Annotated in this window: 16 protein-coding genes; 13 read left to right on the plus strand and 3 right to left on the minus strand. The window is 57.6% G+C overall.

The window, feature by feature from the left end; all coding sequences use genetic code 11:
- Positions 1-141: 141 nt before the first annotated feature.
- The 4 genes from QZR14_RS22645 (at position 142) to QZR14_RS22660 (ending at position 9,535) form a co-directional block, all read left to right on the plus strand.
- Entirely contained in the window at positions 142-3,687 is a 3,546-nt protein-coding gene (locus tag QZR14_RS22645) for a calcium-binding protein (RefSeq protein ID WP_311997795.1), read from the plus strand.
- A gap of 151 nt (positions 3,688-3,838) precedes the next feature.
- Positions 3,839-5,689 carry a hypothetical protein gene (locus QZR14_RS22650; RefSeq protein WP_311997796.1) on the plus strand — a complete coding sequence of 617 codons (1,851 nt, stop codon included), beginning with the start codon at positions 3,839-3,841 and terminating at the stop codon, positions 5,687-5,689.
- Between the two features lie 247 nt (positions 5,690-5,936).
- A complete protein-coding gene (locus QZR14_RS22655) occupies positions 5,937-7,610 on the plus strand; it encodes a hypothetical protein (RefSeq protein ID WP_311997797.1) in 1,674 nt (557 codons plus the stop codon).
- 80 nt (positions 7,611-7,690) lie between these two features.
- The gene (locus QZR14_RS22660; protein ID WP_311997798.1) at positions 7,691-9,535 is read left to right on the plus strand and encodes a hypothetical protein; all 1,845 of its coding nucleotides are present in this window, start codon (positions 7,691-7,693) and stop codon (positions 9,533-9,535) included.
- A gap of 236 nt (positions 9,536-9,771) precedes the next feature.
- Here QZR14_RS22660 and uraH read toward each other — a convergent pair whose 3' ends face one another.
- On the minus strand, positions 9,772-10,125 hold the full coding sequence (gene uraH / locus QZR14_RS22665) for a hydroxyisourate hydrolase (protein ID WP_008031462.1): 354 nt from the start codon (positions 10,123-10,125) through the stop codon (positions 9,772-9,774).
- A 444-nt stretch (positions 10,126-10,569) separates the two neighbouring features.
- Here uraH and puuE point away from each other — a divergent pair, with 444 nt between their 5' ends.
- The 8 genes from puuE to QZR14_RS22705 all read left to right on the plus strand — a co-directional run bounded on the left by puuE (position 10,570) and on the right by QZR14_RS22705 (position 18,722).
- A complete protein-coding gene (puuE, locus tag QZR14_RS22670; RefSeq protein ID WP_250603881.1) occupies positions 10,570-11,496 on the plus strand; it encodes an allantoinase PuuE in 927 nt (308 codons plus the stop codon).
- Positions 11,493-12,008 (plus strand): 2-oxo-4-hydroxy-4-carboxy-5-ureidoimidazoline decarboxylase, encoded by a 516-nt coding sequence (gene uraD, locus QZR14_RS22675; protein ID WP_123449582.1) that lies wholly within the window; start codon positions 11,493-11,495, stop codon positions 12,006-12,008. Before puuE ends, uraD begins: the two co-directional genes overlap by 4 nt.
- An 88-nt stretch (positions 12,009-12,096) precedes the next feature.
- Positions 12,097-13,092 carry an allantoicase gene (alc, locus tag QZR14_RS22680; RefSeq protein WP_007913974.1) on the plus strand — a complete coding sequence of 332 codons (996 nt, stop codon included), beginning with the start codon at positions 12,097-12,099 and terminating at the stop codon, positions 13,090-13,092.
- A 132-nt stretch (positions 13,093-13,224) separates the two neighbouring features.
- Entirely contained in the window at positions 13,225-13,728 is a 504-nt protein-coding gene (locus QZR14_RS22685) for an ureidoglycolate lyase (RefSeq protein ID WP_250603877.1), read from the plus strand.
- Positions 13,729-13,779: 51 nt separating this feature from the next.
- Positions 13,780-15,090, plus strand: a complete 1,311-nt coding sequence (locus QZR14_RS22690) for a urate hydroxylase PuuD (RefSeq protein WP_095050914.1) — start codon at positions 13,780-13,782, stop codon at positions 15,088-15,090.
- Between the two features lie 169 nt (positions 15,091-15,259).
- On the plus strand, positions 15,260-16,618 hold the full coding sequence (locus QZR14_RS22695) for a nucleobase:cation symporter-2 family protein (RefSeq protein ID WP_311997799.1): 1,359 nt from the start codon (positions 15,260-15,262) through the stop codon (positions 16,616-16,618).
- A gap of 159 nt (positions 16,619-16,777) precedes the next feature.
- Positions 16,778-17,563 (plus strand): outer membrane protein OmpK, encoded by a 786-nt coding sequence (locus QZR14_RS22700; protein ID WP_311997800.1) that lies wholly within the window; start codon positions 16,778-16,780, stop codon positions 17,561-17,563.
- 373 nt (positions 17,564-17,936) lie between these two features.
- Complete coding sequence (locus QZR14_RS22705) at positions 17,937-18,722, plus strand: outer membrane protein OmpK (protein ID WP_250603869.1); 786 nt, start codon at positions 17,937-17,939, stop codon at positions 18,720-18,722.
- Positions 18,723-18,810: 88 nt separating this feature from the next.
- On the opposite strand, the gene QZR14_RS22710 is transcribed toward QZR14_RS22705, so the two are convergent.
- Complete coding sequence (locus tag QZR14_RS22710) at positions 18,811-19,968, minus strand: patatin-like phospholipase family protein (protein ID WP_311997801.1); 1,158 nt, start codon at positions 19,966-19,968, stop codon at positions 18,811-18,813.
- Positions 19,969-20,003: 35 nt separating this feature from the next.
- Positions 20,004-20,936 (minus strand): lipid A biosynthesis lauroyl acyltransferase, encoded by a 933-nt coding sequence (locus tag QZR14_RS22715; RefSeq protein ID WP_250603865.1) that lies wholly within the window; start codon positions 20,934-20,936, stop codon positions 20,004-20,006.
- Positions 20,937-21,053: 117 nt separating this feature from the next.
- Here QZR14_RS22715 and minC point away from each other — a divergent pair, with 117 nt between their 5' ends.
- Positions 21,054-21,791, plus strand: coding sequence for a septum site-determining protein MinC (gene minC, locus QZR14_RS22720; RefSeq protein WP_250603863.1), 738 nt, complete (start codon positions 21,054-21,056; stop codon positions 21,789-21,791).
- Positions 21,792-21,929: the final 138 nt, after the last annotated feature.

Genomic DNA, 21,929 nt, shown 5'->3' on the forward strand with positions numbered 1-21,929 from the left:
TGCTCGTTACATATCCCCGCCATAACAATTGCCTCTCTGACGCGCAATACACAGCAACAACCCGTTGATGTACATCGTTAGAAAAGCGACCGTACTATCACAACTTGCATCAACAAAACCTGCCAGAACAAGGAAGTTCAGATGGCCACCATGATAAGCAACGCGTTATTGGAAACTGCGGAAATCACCGACGCTGTCGTCATTACAGACATGCGTTTTGAAAGCAATGAGCATCATGCCTCGACCATTGACCTCAAACGCATCACCGATGAAACAACAAGTCCAAAAAGCAAAAGCAAAACAGATCAGTTGCAAATCGCCGACTCGGTGTTCGGCCCGCTGCAGATCGGCAGCATTTCAATCACACGAGTTTCCCTCGATGCCTTGGGCGCAACGCTTGAGGGGCAGCCGCTAAACGGCAGGAACACTTACTTGCGGGTACCCAAGCGATCGTTTATCAACTCGCTGCAATTCGACGCTGTCGCTATTGAACACCACATGAAATCGTCAACGGGGCAGGACCGTTACTTGTTGCCGGCACTACTGTTTGAAATGGCCAGCGAACGCCCGCTGACATCACCCCATCTGATAAGAGACAGTTCGCCAGCCGCGACAGACGAAGGTAACTACCTTAGCAAGTTGGTAAAACTACTGGGCTCCGCACAAAAACTGGACCTGTATCACGCGAATCTGCCCAAACATAACCCTCGCTGGGTGTCACTGACAAAAAGTTACGCCGCGCTTGGTTCGAGTGTCGGCATTCAGGGTTTCGGCATATTCATGGGTTTGCGCGGTGTGGTGGATGCTATCAAAGCAAACAACACCACCGAGGTTGTAATCAACAGCGTGGGCATTGGTACGGAAGTGGGGTCCATCGTTGTGGACATCGCCGTCAGCAAAATTGCGTCGAATATGCTCTCGGCCGGGCAAGGTGCTCTGATGGATTTTGCCAAAACCCGGTTTGCACTGAGGCTGGGTCGCTCCGGCGGTTTGATCGGCGGTGCGCTGACATTGCCGTTCGATATCTTCACTGCGGTCAGATCGATCAATGCCGCTGACAATACCGTCGGAAAAGAAGCCATGGATCACTACGTGAGCGCTGGATTGAGTATTACCAGCGCCGCCATGACGGTCATCCTCGGCGCGGCAGCGTTGGCAGGCTTTTCATTCGCAGGTCCCGTCGGGCTTGCGGCTGGAGCGATCCTGGCCATCGGATCGCAAGTCTATGGCGCAGTGCGCGTGGTCGACGACATTGATGACTACATCGAACTGACGCTGGACGAGCGCTGGCGCACAGGCTGGTTTTCATTCTGCATGATGGAACCTGATCAAGCTGTGCAAAACCGCTATTTGCTGGCGAAAACCAGATTCCAAAACACTAAACAATTGAAAGAAACAGCCAGAAAACTGTTGACTGGGCAATTAAAGGACACAACCGAAGCCATCGTTAATGGCAAGTTCGAAGTCCACCTCAAACCTACCCGCGTATTTAAGCGCAATTGGTGGACCAAACAGGATTACTGGGAAACGATACAAGTCCCCCAGATTAAAGGAGGCGACGACGTCATTGACGCTCGCAACGGAGTTACCAAGGACACGCCCGGCGCGGAATTGGGAACAGCGGGCGAAAACAAAGGCATTCTGTGGTTCATCAGCGAAGGTCAGGACTCAATCGTGGGCGTTGAAAACAAACCCAACAGCTTTCATTTTCGGACAGGGAAAAAACAGCTGACCGGAGGTAAAAAAGACGACCGTTTCGTGTTTGAGGCGGCTGGAGATCTTCTTGAACAGGATATTCAGGTTTCCGAGTACTCGACACTAAAAGGCGGCGCGGGCACCGACACCCTTGTTCTGGCGGGCAGCAATTACACAGGCCGTACCGATAAAAAAGGTTATGACGTTGATCTGCTCGCACAAACCCTGCAGATAATCGCAACCGACCCATCGGCCGAAGAGGGCGAAAAATATACCCTCCATAGCCTCCTCGAAGGTATCGAGAATGTTGAAACGGTCAGCGGGGCGAGTAGTGTTGTGACCGGTTCGGATCAACGCAACATCATTTATTCGCGCGGCGAAGACACCATCAATGCGGGGCCGGGGAATGATCAGATCCATCTGTCGTATCCCGGCGCAACAGCCTCGGGTGAGGCAGGCATTGACGAATATATCATCGGCCACAAACGAGGCCGAATCGCCATCATCGAAGACGGCGCAGATGACAGTATTGTTTTGCTCAACTGGAAATACGAACTGATCGAAAGCTGGACGATCGAGAATGGCGCGCTGATCATCAGTTCCCGCTTCGCATTCGCGGACAACCCGAAAAGCGTAGTGATCATTCAAGGCCTGTATAAGAAAAACGCAAACAACTTCGTATTGCAGAATAATAATTTCCTGTTCATGACCGGCGACGGTTACTCGTTAAAACTGCCTGACGCGCCTGACCTGCCCGACAGTCTCGAAAATGGCCACAACCTCGAAATCGAAGTCGTCGTTGTAAAAAAAGGAACACCAGAAAGACCTCTTATCCTTCACGCACCCGAGTGTTCGATCAATCATCAGCGCGAGGTGAGTTACTACCTGCCAAGATCCAGGAAAGACACGACACTCTGGGCGGTGAAACGTACCGAGGCGGTCATTCGTTTGCATCTGGATTACGACATCAACGAACTGACAAAAGTTGAGGCGCACTTTGGCTCAGGCGAGTGGAAAGAAAATCGAGAATTCTTCGTTGGATGTAATCTGCTTTATCACTTTGGCCAAAACACAGTGAAGCTTAAAGAATTCGCCTATGCGGAGGGTGGAATTGATCCCAGAAACATGACCAGGATCTTGAGAACCATGGCCGTCCGTCCCAACTACAGAGTCGTGCTCATTTTCAAGGGCGGCGTCACCGTCAATGCACGACTAACACCAGAAACTGATGTTTGCCCCCTTACAAAACATAATCGGTATGGCTTTGATCGTTGGACAACGCAGCTTTCACTGCCGCTGCGACGTCGCACAGACCAGACCCCCTTTGAATTACCTGACACCAAACCCTTCAAATTCGACAGAGCAGGATGTGGTTCGCTTTTTTCCTACCCCGAGCAAACCTCGATCCAGAATCTTGAAGGTACTGGCTCCACCTACCTGATTCATCTGGTTGCCGATATAGCGATCAGATTGTCTACCCCGGGAGCACTTGCAAACGCCCCTGCCAGACTGCCCTACTCCTCCACTTGGGACCTCGATGCGACAAAACTTGGCAAAGTCGAGATCAAGCTGGAAAACAACCAGTTGCTCGTCGGCACCTGCATTATTCATCTGCCCGAATACGAAAGCGAAGACCTGATCGATCAGGTACGCGTGATTACCGAGCAAGGTGTCGTCCATACCGTCGATCTTTCCTTCGACAGGATTTACCAGGACGGTCTGGATGCACGGTTCTTTGAAGAACCCGACCCGGCGAAAGCCTTGCCAGAAGTCTTTGCATCGATGGCCAATAAAGAGATCAAAGCGAGCAACATCGTCCTCGCCGACAACCGTCCCGGGGCGCTTAGTTACAACTTTCCTGCGTACGGCTGGATTCTGCGCAGCGACAAATCTCGTGTTGAATACTCAGCACTGCACGTGATCAATCGTTGCAGCCATCAAGACCTCACCCTCTTTGCGCCACCTCCGTTGATAAGCGCACCTGCGGCTTGACGCGCCACACGCCAGTCGAAAACCGATAACCACGTGCGCACTCCGAAGTTGCAGTCGCCGAACATCTCCATCGGGAGGCGGACGAGTGCGCCTGAAAAATGCGCTGAGGCACTTCCGTGCCTGCGCATCACCACTCAACGAGTAACTTCACATGGCCAAACCACCCAAAAAAATTCCCGTGACGGCGGCAGCGGATACCACTGTTACAACAAGACCTGCACAGTCAGGCTCGGGTACTCGCGTCACTGCCAACATGCCTGACCCAGCGCTGTCTGGCGTCGACTCGACCACGGGATCCTCAGCCCCCGGCACCTCCACCACTCGCCCGCCCGCCGTCATCGTCAGTGATATGCCCGATACCTACCGCGCCGCCCGCAGTGCAATCGCCTGGCCACAGGATCGATTGAGCGAGCTGACACCCAGCGGAGAAAACACGGGGTTGTTCACGGGTCCGGACCAGCGAACCTATGCGCAAATCGGCAACGAAGGCCGGTTCGTTGTCGAACGGGATCTGCAAGGCAACTACTACGTTCCGCTGACCTTTGCACCCGGTGTTCCCGGCCCGGTACTGATCAGGATTGAAGGTCAGGCCAGTTGGCACATCCAGCGCCCCGGCTGGCAATCAACCCAGTCTCGACCCGGCACCCCTGCCACGCCGCCGTCCCTCTCTTACCTGGCGCCCGATGACGCAAAAACGCTGACCAGAGCAGAACTCTCATCGGGTGGAATCCGATACAACAAACTCAAACATACGTTCGTCGATACCGCAGACGGCACAGTCATGGTTCGGAAAAACCAGCAAGGTGAATATCAACTGACCTCGGCAACCAGCAGAGACTTGCCCGATGTATTTTTTGAGCAGATTCCAGGAACGGTACTCTGGCGCCGCAAGCATCCGCACTTGCCAATCCCCGAACATCCTGCAGCAGGCAGATCCCGGCCAATTGCCGAAGCAGACGACCCACAACCTGGCCCAAGCAAACGCGCGCGGATCAACGCCCCCGAGCAACCACTACCCCCCAGAACCCCGGACACCAGCGCTCCAGCCGAGCAAACACCGTTTTTCTGGCTACCCTGGGGCCATCTGAACAAACCACCACTGGTGGAGTCGGTGCAGCTCGGCTGGCTTCACTATCCAATTGTGCCGACTGGCTCCACCCCCACCCCCAAAGTCTACTTTGTGCAACATCCTGACTTTGTGCCGACACACTTCGATGCGTTTGAACAAATGCTCCATACGGCGCCCTCGATACAGCCTGTTGCAACCTTCCGCATCGGTAACGATCCGGGCGAAATACACCCCGGAAAACGCTTTTTTGATGAACCGATATCGCACTCGGTTGCGAAGACGTTTCCCGACTTCTCTGACGACACTGCACGGGCCGTCGCCAGAAGGCTGTTCGAACTCGCGGACAACTCACCGATGATTACCGGCACCGGGCTGGTCAACATTCAGGCAGTCCTGCATCAGTGGAAACAAAGGCCATTTCCCACGTCACCTGCGTACGCCGACCCGCTGAACATGCTGGCAGTGGCACCCGCCATCGATTTCAAGGGAAAAAAACTCATCCGCATGCCCTCCCAGGTCGACGGCGAACTGCAACGGCTCAGCTTCGATCCCAAGCATTTTCCCGTCGAGTGGACCCACTACAAAACCTACCCGACCGATCTGAACCTCAGACGCCTGCTGGGCGCACTATTGGTTCGCAGCGGCTATGACATATTTCCCCTGACATACGAACACCGCATGCCAACGCTGGTATTCAGGCGCGGAACCAGTGAGCGGATTTATTTTATGAAACTGGGTGCGGTGGATCATGTCGGCCTGTCCCATACCCCGGGCAATGAACTGGCAGACCCCGGCTTGCCGGCCAGGATAGGCAACGAGGCGTTTCACGCCCTGACCACCGCGACCCTGGAAAACAAAGTGGTCTGGCTCATCGGAGGCGTATTGAAGGTTGAGTCGACTCCGGATTCGGTGTTCGTGATCAGGGAACGCTGAGAGCCCGCTACAACTCGCGCCGGCCCTGCCAGCGCGAGTTGGCATTGCCCTCGTAAGTCTCGCAACACCCTGCAGCATTTACCCTCATCGCAATACATATATACCGCACACCGTGGCGTTTTTTTGCCGAACATCACTCCTTTGAAGCCAATGGGCCAGGCAAGCACGATGCTGCGAAATTGCACATCGAATCCGCTTCCCGAATATCCGGCCGCACCACTGATCAGCGATTCATCGGAGCAAGTCAATGGCAAAACCACCCAGGAAAATTCCTCGCAAGGCGTCACCGGAGGCGTCAGGCCCAGACGCCAATCCTCTACCTGCTTCACTCGCAACACTTCCCGTTGAACCGGGTTACTCCGATCCGGGCATGATGACCGTCAATCCGCGCTCAGACGCGTTGTCGGAAGCGCCCGCCGACCGCCCCAGCGTTATCGTCAGTCGCCCGCTCCCCCGGGAACGCCAATTGAGCGAAGCGCGAACCGCTGATTGGGTGAGGCAGCAATCCAGCGAAGCCGGGCCGTCTCCGCTGTCCGGTACTTACAGCAGCGAAAGACCCTCGCATCCGGTCTATATCAACCCCGAGTCGGCAAACCATCTGAAGCTGCAGCCTGGAACCGCAGAAGGCTTCCGCTACGACAAGCGCAAAAAAACCTATGTCGAAATGCTCGGCGGCATGGTCATGGTGAGTAAAACAGCAGAAGGCTGGCGTCAGACATATGCCGGGGAATCAACACCGACGGGACAAAGGGTTGCACAGATTCCGGGGACAAAACTCTGGCGTGAAATCGACGCGCCACAGCAAGGCCACCCGGTCGAAATCAATCCACTGCCCACCGAAGCGACCGATGCCGTACCCGGCCCGAGCCGACGCCTGGACGAACAGACTCATGTCGCGACCGGTGCCAGCACGTTGATCGAACATCTGTTGGCCCAGCCGAGCGGTGCTCTGGATCTTTCCGCCAGGCAATGGAGAAACTGGGGAAAAGCCGCAAAACCCGGTTCCGGCGAGTCGATAGAAATCGACGGGCAATACTTTCGGATTGTCGCCCAAGGCGTCAGTGACACCACCGAACTGGTCTATTTGCAACACCCGGGATTTTCACCGGACCGCTATGACGCGTTCGAAACCATGCTGCGTCATGAGCCTTCGCGTCAACCGAAATGGGCACTTAAACGCCAAGGCCAATGGAAGGTTGTGGACAACGCTCCACCGTTCGAAATGTCCACCACCCAGTATGTTTCCGCCGCCTACAACTACTTGTCTGAGCAGTCGACCAGCAACCTCGCGCGGGCGGTATTCGATCGGGTTTCACTGCCTCAGGGCATCAACGCTCATGGACTTTCGGCGATGGCGCTGACCTTCCGCCACTGGCTGGACAGGGTGAATAACGAGCCCCCTCTGCATAGCCTGTCGGATCCTCTGGTCATGCTGCCAATACTGCCGACGCCGCCCGGGCATCTCGCCGGCGGCGGTTTGCTCACGTTGCCTGCTTACAACTCAGCCGTGCTGCAGCGCCTGGATTTCGATCCACAACGGTTTCCTCAGGAATGGGCCCACTATGCAGCGGCGCCTACACCAGGAAACCTGCGGGGATTGCTGGTGACCCTCCTGCAACACAACGGCTACAGCATTAATCCGAGCACGCGCCGACTCAGTGAAGGCGCATTGTTCTTTCACCGCCCGGGCGTTGCCGCTGTATTCGTATTGAAGCTGCCACGCATCGCTGGCAATCAGGTTCCTCGCACCACCCCCGCAGGGACCGAACTCACCGACCCCACCTATCTGACCAGGCTCAGCGTGCCGCAAAAACAGTTGCTGGAGAGCCAGCTGGCTCATACCGAAGTCATCTATCTGGTGGGGGGGATACAACATTTATCCGCTGATAACCCGACGCTGTTCATTGTGAGAGAGGGCTGAGCCGCTGCCGAACGCCTGAACGGTGCGGCGCAAGTCCGAACACCTGCACACCCCACAATTCAAATTACGAGATTCAGTTAATGGTCAAACCACCCAAGCGTGTGGCCGGTGTTACTGCGCCTGATACACGTACAAATACCGCTGGCACTTCCCCCAGAATGCTGGGCGAAAACACGCAATCCTTTGCAGACCTGCCGAGCACTTCCGGGCATCAACCGTCAGTGCAGATTCACAACGCATCCGTCGTCCACCCCTTGTCGGTAGAGGCCGCTCTGCGTTCAATCACCTGGCCTGCCGATCAAGTACACCTGTTAAAACGGCTGGATCCCGACAGCGGATTGTTCACCAGTCCGGATGGAAAGCTGTACGCCCACGTTGAAAACGAAGGGCATCTGCTGGTCGAAATCCATCACGATGGCCGCTACCAGATTCCCTTCAACTTCACTCCGCATCTGGCGGGTCCTTTCCTGATCAAAACCGAGCGCCAGCCCGTCTGGATCTTCGAACGACCCAGTTGGCTGGCGCACAACCCAGACAATGACGGGGCAACTGCAGCCGCTGAGCGTCTTCCCGGGGAACAGCCGATCTACCTCGCCCCCGATGTAGCCGCCCTGCTCTCCCCGCGCCTGCAGACACCGGATGGCGTTCGCTACGACAAGCACCGCAAAACCTATATCGATACTGCAGAAGGAACCGTCATGGTGCGTAAAAACGCCAACGGTGAGTACCAGCAGACCTCCGCGACGGCGCGCGAAGTATCTACTCTATTGTTCGAACAAATTCCCGGGACGCGGCTGTGGCGCCGCAAGACCGGACAAACCGATTCTGCAGCGCAACGATCACCGCAGGAAAAACGCAAAGCCTCGACCGAGATATCGGACTCCAGGGCCCGCGACAGCAAGCGCCTGCATCAGGAAGAAGGAACAGACGCCACCCAGGCACTGACTGAAAGCCTGCTCTCGGACAACCCCGACGCGATCAACTTGAGCTTCGGCTTATGGCGAAACTGGGGACACAGTGTCCGACCAGCGCTGGGCCAGCATATCGAGATCGACGGGCAGTATTACCGGGTGATGCAACAAGGCCTGAATGCCAACCCGCGCCTGGTTTACCTGCAGCATCCGTTGTTCTCACCCGCCCTGTATGACGCCTTCGAATACATGCTGCGGGACAACCCGTCGCTACAGCCCAAGTGGGCGGTTAAACGAAACAACCAATGGACGGTAATGGACAATGTCGTGCCTTTCGAAATGCCGATCACTCAGTACATCGCCAGAACCTTCAAATACTTGTCGGATCAATCGGTCAACTCACTCGCTCGGGCCATGTTCAATCAGGCGAACCGATCGGAAATCATCATTGCTCCCGGTCTGGCGCTGATGAACCAGGTGTTTCGTTACTGGGCCAACAGAGATCGGCGCAGAGCACCGAATCGAGAGCTGGCCGACCCGCTACTCATGTTGCGCCCGGCGTCCGGACCGGAACAAACCCTGGCCATTCCCTCTTCGCTGGGTGAAGGCCTGATGCGCCTGGATTTTGATCCCGGGCGCTTCTCTCGCCACTGGAACGAGTACGCCACAACGCCCACTGCGGCCAATCTGCGAAGGCTGTTCAGGCAGGTTCTGGAGGATGACGGTTACGTCGTGAGCAACCCGACAAGCATGCTTGCGGAAAACGAACTGTTGTTTCACCGCAAGAAAATCGATCACGCATTCGTGCTGAAACTGCCGCCGCTTATCGACGGGCGCCTGCAGCGATTTCGGCTTGAGCGTTTTGAGCACAGTGAAGTCGTGCTGCAAACATCCGGCAGCGAACCAAAACCTCTGTCGACTTACCGCACAGAAAAGAAGCTCAGCTACCTGCTCGGCGGCACCCAAACAGATGTTCTGGGACAGACAACGCTGTTCATTTTCAAAGACCAATGACCGCGCAGGACAGCGAAGCAAAAAACATGAACCGCTTAGAGACACTTCAATGACCAAACCCACCAGGACCACAGTCCGCCCTGCTTCGCCCGACACCTTGGCGATCAACAGATCTCGTGCCCCCGGACGGCAGGCAGCTGAGCGCCTGGCATAAAAAAAGCCCGCAGTGTGAGCGGGCGAAAGACCAAAGAAGCTATATGCGCAGTCGCTTCCCGGTGGGGGCAGCTGCTTGGGGGTCAGCTGCCCCGGTAGGTGGAATAGCTGTAAGGCGAAATCAGCAATGGCACGTGGTAGTGATCCTGTTCGGCAGAGATGCCGAAGCGCAGCACCACCACGTCGAGGAATGCCGGCTCCGGCAACTGCACGCCGCGGGCGCGGTAGTAATCGCCGGCGTGGAACTGCACCTGATAAACACCGGTACGATAATCATCACCTTGCAGCAGTGGCGCATCGACACGGCCATCGCTGTTGGTGATCGCACTGGCGACCAATTCCAGCTGCGATCCTTCAACGCGGTACAGCTCGACCTTGATCGAACTGCCCGGGCAACCGTGTGCAGCGTCCAAAACGTGTGTTGTCAAACGTCCCATTGATTCTGCGCGCCTGCCTGCGTTGGAAGCAGTCAGACCTCGCGCCTCCCGAAGTCAGATAAAAAGGAGACCGCACCGATTCGGAGCACGAAAAGCTGCGGCGAGCGACTGATTAAGACACTTTTCAAAAAAATTGTACACAATAAAAACGACATTTTTCATATCACCCCCGCCATTCGGGGGTTTCCTCGCGTTCTGTCAGCAACACGCCTATTCATTGCACGTCCCATCCATTAGCTGACTGGTCAGGCAGGTTTCTTGCAGGCTCACGCCAATAGCAGCAAAAGATGACAGTCGGTGAAAAATGCGAAAATTCAGGCTTACAAATTGCGAATAAAGTTGTATACAATCAGCCCATCGCTGTGACGCCAGCCTGTTAACTCACCGCCAGGCCGCCACAAAATCCCGACTTTGAAACAGTCATGAACAAGAAGGAAGACTGCAGTGAGCGCTGACTACCCACGCGACCTGATCGGTTACGGCAGTAACCCTCCTCACCCACATTGGCCGGGCAATGCCCGCATCGCCCTGTCGTTCGTGCTCAATTACGAAGAAGGCGGCGAGCGCAATATCCTGCACGGCGACAAAGAGTCCGAAGCTTTCCTCTCCGAAATGGTTGCCGCTCAGCCGCTGCAAGGCGCGCGCAACATGAGTATGGAATCGCTTTACGAGTATGGCAGCCGCGCCGGCGTCTGGCGGATCCTGAAACTGTTCAAGGAATTCGACATTCCGCTGACCATTTTCGCCGTCGCCATGGCCGCTCAGCGCCACCCGGATGTAATCCGTGCGATGGTCGATGCCGGCCACGAGATCTGCAGCCACGGCTACCGCTGGATCGACTATCAGTACATGGACGAAGCGCAGGAACGCGAGCACATGCTCGAAGCGATCCGCGTCCTCACCGAAATCACCGGCGAGCGCCCACTGGGCTGGTACACCGGCCGCACTGGCCCGAACACCCGTCGTCTGGTGATGGAAGAAGGTGGTTTCCTCTACGACTGCGACACCTACGACGACGACCTGCCCTACTGGGAACCGAACAACCCGACCGGCAAGCCGCATCTGGTGATCCCGTACACCCTCGACACCAACGACATGCGCTTCACCCAGGTGCAGGGTTTCAACAAGGGTGACGATTTCTTCGAATACCTCAAAGACGCCTTCGACGTGCTCTACGCCGAAGGTGCCGAAGCGCCGAAAATGCTCTCGATCGGTCTGCACTGCCGCCTGATCGGTCGTCCGGGCCGTCTCGCTTCGCTCAAACGCTTTATCGAATACGCCAAAAGTCATGAACAGGTGTGGTTCAGCCGTCGCGTCGACATCGCGCGTCACTGGCACGAAACCCACCCGTACCAAGGGGCCGCCCAATGAGCCGCTTTCAAACCCTGCAACCGTCGAGCCTGAGCCGAGACGCTTTCGTCAACGCCTTCGCCGACATCTACGAACATTCGCCATGGGTGGCCGAGAAGGCCTACGACCTGGGCGCAGATGCCTCGATCGACGAGATCGAAACCCTGCACCAGCGCATGAGCGACATCCTGTTGAGCGCCGATCATGCCAGCCAGCTGGCGCTGATCAACGCTCACCCGGACCTGGCCGGCAAAGCCGCCGTCCAGGGCCAACTGACCGAAGCCAGCACCAATGAACAGGCGGGCGCCGGTATCCACCAATGCACGGCCGAAGAGTTCCAGCGCTTCACCGAGCTGAACGACGCCTACAAAGCCAAGTTCAAGTTTCCCTTCATCATGGCGGTAAAAGGCAGCAACCGGCATCAGATCCTCGCGGCGTTCGAAACGCGTATTCACAATTCGGTCGACACCGAGTTCAAATGCGCGCTGGCGGAGATCAACAAGATCGCCCTGTTCCGTTTACTGACTCTTTAGCGAAGCCTGACCCGAGTGCATCAGACGCGGAGAGCACCCAGGGTCTTGCAAGCATCCCCAGCCAACTTATTAAAGGCAGACAAGAAGAATGAAAGCTTACGCCGTACCTTTCGAAAAATTCGTCAACCTGGCCGATGCCCGTCTGGGCACCAAAATCATTTCGGTCACCGATGACTGGTTCGCAGACGCCAATCGTCTGTTCCAACCGACCCCGGCCGTATGGAAGGAGGGCGTGTTCGATGATAACGGCAAGTGGATGGACGGCTGGGAATCGCGCCGCAAGCGCTTCGAAGGCTTCGACAGCGCAGTGATCCGTCTGGGCGTACCGGGCTCGATCAAAGGCGTGGACATCGACACTTCATTCTTCACCGGCAACTTCCCGCCATCGGCCTCTCTGGAAGCGTGCTTCCTGGCCTCGGGCGAGCCTGATGAAAACACCCAGTGGACTGAAGTGCTGTCGGCCGTCGAGTTGCAGGGCAACAGCCACCACTACCACGAAATCAGCAACGACCAGGCGTTCAGCCACCTGCGCTTCAACATCTACCCGGACGGTGGTGTCGCCCGTCTGCGCGTGTACGGCATTCCGTTCCGCGACTGGTCCGCTGTGGGTGACAACGAGCAAGTCGATCTGGCAGCAGCCCTGAACGGTGGCCGCGCCCTCGCCTGCTCCGACGAACACTTCGGCCGCATGAGCAACATCCTCAACCCGGGCCGTGGCATCAACATGGGCGACGGCTGGGAAACCGCACGTCGTCGCACGCCGGGCAATGACTGGGTGATCGTCGCGTTGGGTCATCCGGGCGAGATCGAGAAGATCGTCGTCGACACCCTGCACTTCAAAGGCAACTACCCGGACACCTGCTCGATCCAGGGCGCGTTCGTGAAAGGCGGTACTGACAGCCAGATCGAAACCCAGTCGCTGTTCTGGCGTGAACTGCTGCCGAGCCAGAAGCTGGAAATGCACGCCGAACACACCTTCGTCGAGCAGATCAAGGCACTGGGCCCGATCACCCACATCCGCCTGAATGTGTTCCCGGATGGTGGTGTGAGCCGCCTGCGCGTTCTGGGCAAGGTCGCTAAATAATGCTGAGCCTGTAGGAGCTGCCGCAGGCTGCGATCTTTTGATCTTAAAAACAAAGTCAAAAGATCGCAGGCTTCGCCAGCTCCTACAGGGAAATGCAGTGAACAGACAACGAATTCGGATAAGAAGAACAGCATGCGCACACTACAGATTGAACCGCTGACCAAAGAAGCCTTCGCCCCTTTCGGTGACGTGATCGAAACCGACGGCAGCGATCACTTCATGATCAACAACGGTTCGACCATGCGCTTCCATAAACTGGCGACGGTCGAAACCGCTCAGCCTGAGGACAACGCGATCATCAGCATATTCCGCGCCGACGCGCAGGACATGCCGCTGACCGTTTGCATGCTGGAACGCCATCCGCTGGGCAGCCAGGCTTTCATTCCGCTGCTCGGCAACCCCTTTCTGATCGTGGTCGCGCCAGTTGGCGATGAACCTGTATCAGGCTTGGTCCGCGCCTTCGTCACCAACGGCAGGCAGGGCATTAATTACCATCGCGGCGTCTGGCACCACCCGGTGCTGACGATCGAAAAGCGGGATGACTTCCTGGTGGTTGATCGCAGTGGCACAGGCAATAACTGCGATGAGCATTTTTTCAAAGAGGATGAGCGTTTGATCCTCGCCCCCCACCAATAAGAGAAGGTCTGATCACTCGACAACAAGAGTGACAGGCGAGAGGTAAAGACTGTGGAAGCACATCTGTTGGAATGGCTGAACCTGAGCGTGCGCTGGGTTCACATGATCACTGGCGTGGCCTGGATCGGCGCGTCGTTCTACTTCGTCTGGCTGGAGAACAACCTCAACCGCGTCAACCCGAAAACCGGTCTGGCCGGTGACCTGTGGGCGATCCACGGTGGCGGTATCTATCACCTGGAAAAATACAAACTGGCCCCGCCGGCGATGCCGGAAAACCTGCACTGGTTCAAATGGGAAGCCTACTTCACCTGGATGTCGGGTATCGCGCTGCTGTGCGTGGTGTTCTACTCCAATCCAACGCTCTACCTGCTGGCTCCGGGCAGCACCCTGAGCGGCCCTGAAGGCGTGGCCATCGGTATCGGCTCGCTATTTATCGGCTGGTTCATCTACTCCTTCCTGTGCGACTCGGCCCTGGGCAAACGCCCTGCTCTGCTCGGTTTCATTCTGTTCGTGCTGATCATCGGCGCAGCGTATGGCTTCAGCAAAGTGTTCAGCGGTCGTGGTGCGTACCTGCATGTCGGCGCGATCATCGGCACCATCATGGTCGGCAACGTGTTCCGCATCATCATGCCGGCGCAGCGTGCACTGGTTGCCGCGATTGCCGAGAACCGCACGCCGGATCCGGCGCTGCCAGCCAAAGGCTTGCTGCGTTCGCGTCACAACAACTACTTCACCCTGCCGGTGCTGTTCATCATGATCAGCAACCACTTCCCGAGCACCTATGGCAGCCAGTACAACTGGTTGATCCTGGCCGGGATCGCGGTGTTGGCGGTGTTGGTGCGTCACTACTTCAACACCCGCCACGACAGCCACAAGTTTGCCTGGACCCTGCCGGTTGCGGCGGTGGGCATGATCAGTCTGGCGTACGTCACCGGCCCGATGCCGATGTCGACCGCGCCGGAAGTGGCCAAGGCACCCGCCAAAATCGAGTACCAACCGCTGCCGGAAACGGCACTGGGCGGTGGCGCGAAACCGGCTGAAGCGGCACCGGCAGCCCCTGCCGAACCCGCAGCAGCACCGGCGCAAGCCTCCAATGCAGGTCCGGCCTTCGACAAAGTGCACAACGTGATTCAAGAACGTTGCGCGGTTTGCCACTCGGCCAAACCGACCAGCCCGTTGTTCAGCGCAGCTCCGGCGGGTGTGATGCTCGATACCCCAGAGCAGATCCGTCAGAACGCGGCACGCATCCAGGCGCAAGCCATCACCACGCAGATCATGCCACTGGGCAACATCACGCAGATGACCCAGCAGGAACGTGACCTGATCGGTGCATGGATCGCCCAGGGAGCACAGACCAACTAAGCCGTAAAAGCATCGCTGGCAAGCCAGCTCCCACAGGGTTTTGTACGGCCTGTGTGGGAGCTGGCTTGCCAGCGATTGACCGCAACGCGGTTTACCTGATGCAAAGAAACAGCTGTGAGCAACCCGACAGCTGTTCAATCACAAGAATAAAAAAGATCCGAGGTGTTGCATGTCCGAGCTTTCCAAAGCGCGCATCCCCGACGCACCCGCCATTCAGCGATTGCCCCTTTTGCAACTGATCCTGGTCGGTTTGCAACATGTTCTGCTGATGTACGGTGGTGCCATCGCGGTACCGCTGATCATTGGACAGGCCGCTGGCCTGAGTCGTGAAGAAATTGCCTTCCTGATCAACGCCGACCTGCTGGTCGCCGGCATCGCCACCATCGTGCAGTCCATGGGCATAGGCCCGATGGGCATCCGCATGCCGGTGATGATGGGCGCCAGTTTTGCTGCCGTCGGCAGCATGGTCGCCATGGCCGGCATGCCCGGTATCGGCCTGCAAGGCATCTTCGGCGCAACGATTGCCGCCGGTTTCTTCGGCATGCTCATCGCGCCGTTCATGTCCAAGGTCGTGCGCTTCTTCCCGCCGCTGGTGACGGGCACGGTCATCACCTCGATCGGTTTGTCGCTGTTCCCCGTGGCCGTGAACTGGGCCGGTGGCGGCGCCGCTGCTGCACAATTCGGCTCACCGATTTATCTGGCCATCGCCGCTCTGGTGCTGGGCACCATTCTGTTGGTTCACCGCTTCATGCGCGGTTTCTGGGTCAATATCTCCGTGCTGATCGGCATGTGCTTTGGCTACTTGCTGTGCGGTGCGATCGGCATGGTCGATCTGAGCGGCATGGCCAACGCGCCATGGGTTCAGTTCGTCACCCCGCTGCATTTCGGCATGCCGAAATTCGATCTGGCACCGATCCTGTCGATGTGTCTGGTGGTGGTGATCATCTTCGTAGAGTCCACCGGGATGTTCCTCGCCCTGGGCAAAATCACCGGCCAGGAAGTCTGCCCGCGCATGCTGCGCCGTGGCCTGCTGTGTGATGCCGGCGCCTCGTTTGTGGCGGGTTTCTTCAACACATTCACCCACTCTTCTTTCGCGCAGAACATCGGTCTGGTGCAGATGACCGGCGTGCGCTGCCGCTCGGTGACCATCGTTGCCGGTGGCTTGTTGATCGTCCTGAGCCTGCTGCCGAAAGCGGCGTTTCTGGTGGCGTCGATTCCACCGGCCGTATTGGGCGGCGCAGCGATTGCGATGTTCGGCATGGTCGCCGCGACCGGGATCAAGATTCTCCAGGAAGCCGACATCGGTGACCGTCGCAACCAATTGCTGGTGGCGGTGAGCATCGGCATGGGCCTGATCCCGGTGGTGCGTCCGGAGTTCTTCGCGCACCTGCCGCTGTGGATGAGCCCGATCACCCACAGCGGCATCGCCATGGCCACACTCAGCGCACTGACGCTGAACCTGTTGTTCAACATTCTCGGCGGCAAAGAGCGCGCAGCGATCAACGACTGCCACGCACACCAGCACTGACAACACGATATTCCCATGTGGGAGCGAGCCTGCTCGCGAAAGCGCTGTGTCATTCAATAGTGATGGCGACTGACACGCCCTCTTCGCGAGCAGGCTCGCTCCCACAGGGGGCAAGCAACAGCTCTGCGCCTTAAAAATAAAAACAAGAGGGAGCAACAGATGATTCGCACGCAAACCAACGTTCTGTTGAGTGGCGGCCTGCTGGCCGCGAGTCAGGCCATGGCCGGCGATTTGCTGCTGTGGCAGACCAACAGCCTCAGCTACCTGTACGGCAAGAACTTCGCGATCAACCCATCGATCCAGCAAACGCTGACCTTCGAGCACGCCGACAAGTGGAAGTACGGCGACAACTTCCTGTTCGTCGACAAGATCTTCTACAACGGCAAGGAAGACGCGAACAAAGGCCCGCACGCGTTCTACGGTGAATTCACCCCGCGTTTCTCGTTCGGCAAGATCTTCGACCAGAAACTCGAGTTTGGCCCGATCAAAGACGTCCTGCTGGCCATGACTTACGAGTACGGCGAAGGCGACAGCGAGGCCTACCTGATCGGCCCCGGCTTCGACCTCAAGGTGCCGGGCTTCAACTACGTCACCCTGAACATCTTCCGCCGCCACACCGAAGGCCCGCGTCCCGGCGACGGCGTCTGGCAGATCACGCCCGCCTGGTCCTACAGCTTTCCCTTGGGCAATTCCGATGTGCTGATCGACGGCTACCTCGACTGGGTGGTCGACAACGATGAGAACTCGCGCGGCACCTACCACGCCAATTTGCATATCAATCCGCAGATCAAATACGACCTGGGCAAAGCCTTGGGCTGGAGCCACAAACAGCTGTATGTCGGTACCGAGTACAGCTATTGGAAAAATAAATACGGCGTCGAAAACACGCACAACTTCGACACCCATCAGAACACCGCCAGCCTGCTGGTAAAGGTGCATTTCTAGGATGGCCCGCAACCGTGCCCCATGCCTGTCGTCGGTGCTCTTTTGCGGGGCACTTGAGAGCGGGCCGAGGAGTCAGTATTCTCCGCGGCCTTCTGAATTCGGTCTAAAAAAAAGCCCGGATTTAATTCCTGACCGAAAAGCCAACTTATCCCGGCCCCGGTCAGTACCGAGGCATCCCGAAAACACACTCAATCGACTGTTTTTCAGCAGCCGAGCGGGTGTTTTTTTGCTTTTCGAAAGCCTTGGCTCAGCTCTTGCTAACAGCAACGAAGCTGACCGATCGGATGAGTTTTTGCAGTAACGAAAAAAGGCGCCACACCAGAGCGCCGATCTTAAAAAAATAACGTGGAACACCTACTTTGGGAGCAACCGAATGAAACGTATGTGCACCAGCCTGATGCTCGCGGGATCGATGTTGGCCGGCGGCCAGGCCATGGCCGAGGGCCTGCTGCAATGGCAGAACAACAGCCTGACCTACCTGTATGGCAAGGACTTCCAGGTCAACCCGCGCATCCAGCAGACCGTCACCTTCGAACACGCCGATGCATGGAAGTACGGGGACAACTTCTTCTTCCTCGACAAAATCTTCTACAACGGTGGCAAGGACTTCAGCAACGGCCCTAATACCTACTACGGCGAGTTCAGCCCGCGCATCTCGCTGGGCAAGGTGCTCGACCAGAAGATCGAGTTCGGTCCGATCAAAGATGTCCTGTTGGCGATGACTTACGAGTTCGGCGAAGGCGACACCGAGTCGTACCTGATCGGTCCAGGCTTCGACCTGGCGATCCCGGGCTTCGACTACTTCCAGTTGAACTTCTACCAGCGCCACACCCAAGGTGCTCGCGCCGGCGACAACGTCTGGCAGATCACCCCGGTCTGGTCGTACACCATCCCGGTTGGCAAGTCGGACATCCTGATCGACGGCTTCATGGACTGGGTCACCGACAACGACTCCAACTCCAAAGGCGATTACCACGCCAACCTGCACTTCAACCCACAGATCAAATATGACTTGGGCAAGGCGCTGAGTTTCGGCGAGAAACAGTTGTATGTCGGTGTGGAATACGACTACTGGAAAGACAAGTACGGCATCGACGATACCGGCGCGTTCAAGACCAATCAGAGCACTACGAGCTTCCTGGTGAAGTTCCACTTCTGATAAAAATCAAAAGATCGCAGGCTTCGCCAGCTCCTACAGGGATAGCGCATTCCAATGTAGGAGCTGCCGAAGGCTGCGATCTTTTGCTTTAAAATGGCAATCCCAAAAACCGGCTCAGCTCCTCGCGCTTGGCCAACGCATCACGCCGCCCCAGATCAATCAGCTCGCTGCAATACCCCGCCTCGAACAGCAGATAACTCAACACCCCTGCCCCACTGGTCTTGGTCGCCCCCGGCCCACGCAGAAACAAACGCAACGCCGCCGGCAACTCCTGGCGATGCCGTGCCGCAATCTCGTCGATCGGCTGACTCGGCGAAATCACCAGTACCTCCACCGGCGCTACACCCAATTCACGCGTCGGCGTGCCGGCGGGCATCAAGTGGCTGAACTGGTTGAGACGCTGGAGCAATTCGATGTCACTCTCCAGGCTGTCAATAAACGTGCTGTTGAGCATGTGCCCGCCAATCTGCGCCAGCGTCGGTTGTTGCCCGGTGTAGGCGCGTTCCAGCGGCTGCTGCGGATCAAACCCGCGCGGGTTGCCGCTGACACCCACCACCAGCACCCGGCTCGCGCCCAGGTGCAATGCCGGGCTGATCGGCGCCGATTGCCGCACGGCGCCATCGCCAAAATACTCATCACCGATTTTCACCGGCGCGAACAACAACGGAATCGCCGAGCTGGCCAACAGATGCTCAACCGACAACTGCGTCGGCACGCCAATTCGCCGATGGCGTAACCACGCATCGATCTTGCCGCCGCCCTGATAGAACGTCACCGCTTGCCCCGACTCATAGCCGAACGCGGTCACCGCCACCGCGTGCAATTGCTTGCGCGCGATGGATTCGGCGATGCCCGGCATGTGCAGCTTTTCATTGAGCAGTTCGCGCAGCGGCGAACTGTTGAGCAGCGCCACCGGCAGTTGCCGACCGAGGCCGAGCAGGCTGTGACTGACAAAGCGGCTGGCCTGACGGATAACCCCGGGCCAGTCACTGCGCAGCACGCGATGGCTGCGAAAGCCCTGCCAGAACAAGGTCAGCCGTTCGATGGCGGCGCGAAAGTCGGTAGCGCCACTGGCCAGGCTGACGGCGTTGATCGCCCCGGCCGAGGTGCCGACGATCACCGGAAACGGATTGTCCGCGCCCAACGGCAGCAATTCGGCAATCGCCGCCAGCACCCCCACCTGATACGCCGCCCGAGCCCCGCCGCCGGAAAGAATCAAACCTGTGACCGGTTCAGCTGGGCTCATCGCAACACTCCATGGTGCTTGAAAGGATGGGTGAATCAACCGCGCTTGGCGTACAGCTTCGGCTCGCCCGGTGGACGGCTCTTGAAGCGCCGATGCGCCCACAAGTATTGCTCGGGGCAGGCGCGCAAGGCGCTCTCGACCCACTGATTGATACGAATGCAATCAGCCTCTTCGGTTTCGCCGGGGAAATCTTCCAGCGGCGGATGAATCACCAAGCGATAACCGCTGCCGTCAGCCAGACGCTCCTGCGTGAACGGCACCACCAACGCTTTACCCAAACGAGCAAACTTGGTCGTCGCCGTCACGGTCGCAGCCTGAATACCGAACAGCGGCACGAAGATGCTTTGTTTGGCGCCGTAGTCCTGATCCGGTGCGTACCAGATCGCGCGCCCGGAGCGCAGCAGTTTGAGCATGCCGCGCACGTCGTCACGCTCCACTGCCAACGAATCGAGATTGTGCCGCTCGCGCCCCCGGCGCTGGACGAAATCGAACAACGGGTTTTTGTGTTCGCGGTACATGCCATCGATGGTGTGCTGCTGACCGAGCAACGCCGCGCCGATTTCCAGCGTGGTGAAATGCGCCGCCATCAGGATCACGCCTTTGCCTTCGCGCTGGGCCTTTTGCAAATGCTCCAGGCCTTCAACGTGGGCCAGTCTGGCCAGACGTTCACGCGACCACCACCAACTCATGGCCATTTCAAAGAAAGCGATGCCGGTGGAGGCGAAGTTTTCCTTGAGCAGGCGTTTGCGCTCGGCGGCAGATTTTTCCGGGAAGCACAGTTCAAGATTGCGCTTGGCGATACGCCGCCGGTCGCCGGCCACGCGATACATCAAGGCGCCCAAAACTCGACCGATGGTCAGCAAGACCGGATACGGCAACTGGACGATCAGCCACAAAAGCCCCAGACCGCACCAGAGCGGCCAGAAGCGTGGCGATAAAAAGGCTGTTCGAAAACGCGGGCGATCCATTAAAGCTTCCGTAAATACAGTGGCCGCGCATTCTACATCGTTCGACCCGGCTTGCGGCCTGCGGGCGTTCTCGTTATAAGTCTCGGCACTTTTAGTGACAAGCCGTTGTATGCCGACATGAGCCAAACCGAACCGTTAGACCAAGATCCCGTATTCCAGCTCAAGGGCAGCATGCTGGCCATTACTGTGCTGGAACTGGCCCGTAACGACCTCGAAAGCCTCGATCGGCAATTGGCCGCCAAAGTCGCCCAGGCGCCGAACTTCTTCAGCAACGCGCCGCTGGTTCTGGCGCTGGACAAACTGCCGCCGAGCGAAGGCGCCGTCGATCTGCCGGGCCTGATGCGTGTGTGCCGTCAACATGGTCTGCGCACTCTGGCGATTCGCGCCAGCCGCATCGAAGACATCGCCGCCGCCATCGCCATCGACATTCCGGTGCTGCCACCGTCGGGCGCCCGTGAGCGACCACTGGAAGCCCCGGAACCGGAAGTCAAAAAGAAACCGGAAAAACCGCCAGAACCCACCGTCAAACCGACCCGCGTCATCACCACGCCAGTACGTGGTGGCCAACAGATATACGCACAGGGTGGCGATCTGGTCGTGGTGTCCTCGGTCAGTCCGGGGGCGGAACTTCTCGCCGATGGCAACATCCATGTATACGGCCCGATGCGTGGTCGGGCGCTGGCCGGCGTGAAGGGTGATACCAAGGCACGGATTTTCTGTCAGCAATTGAGCGCTGAACTGATCTCCATCGCCGGTCATTACAAGGTCTCCGAAGATTTGCGTCGCGACCCTATGTGGGGCTCGGGCGTACAGGTCAGCCTGTCGGGCGACGTGTTGAACATCATTCGGCTTTAACGGATACTGCCGCATTTTCCAAGCATCTCTAAAACGTAGCGAAAACGGCTCAAACGAAGTAGGAAAAAGGCCAAAAGCCGAATTCCAGCCAAGGCTGTCCGACTGCAGTAGTTTTCAAGAGATGTTTTTCAGGGGCTA

The sequence above is a fragment of the Pseudomonas sp. rhizo66 genome (assembly GCF_031931925.1).
Lineage (GTDB): Bacteria > Pseudomonadota > Gammaproteobacteria > Pseudomonadales > Pseudomonadaceae > Aquipseudomonas.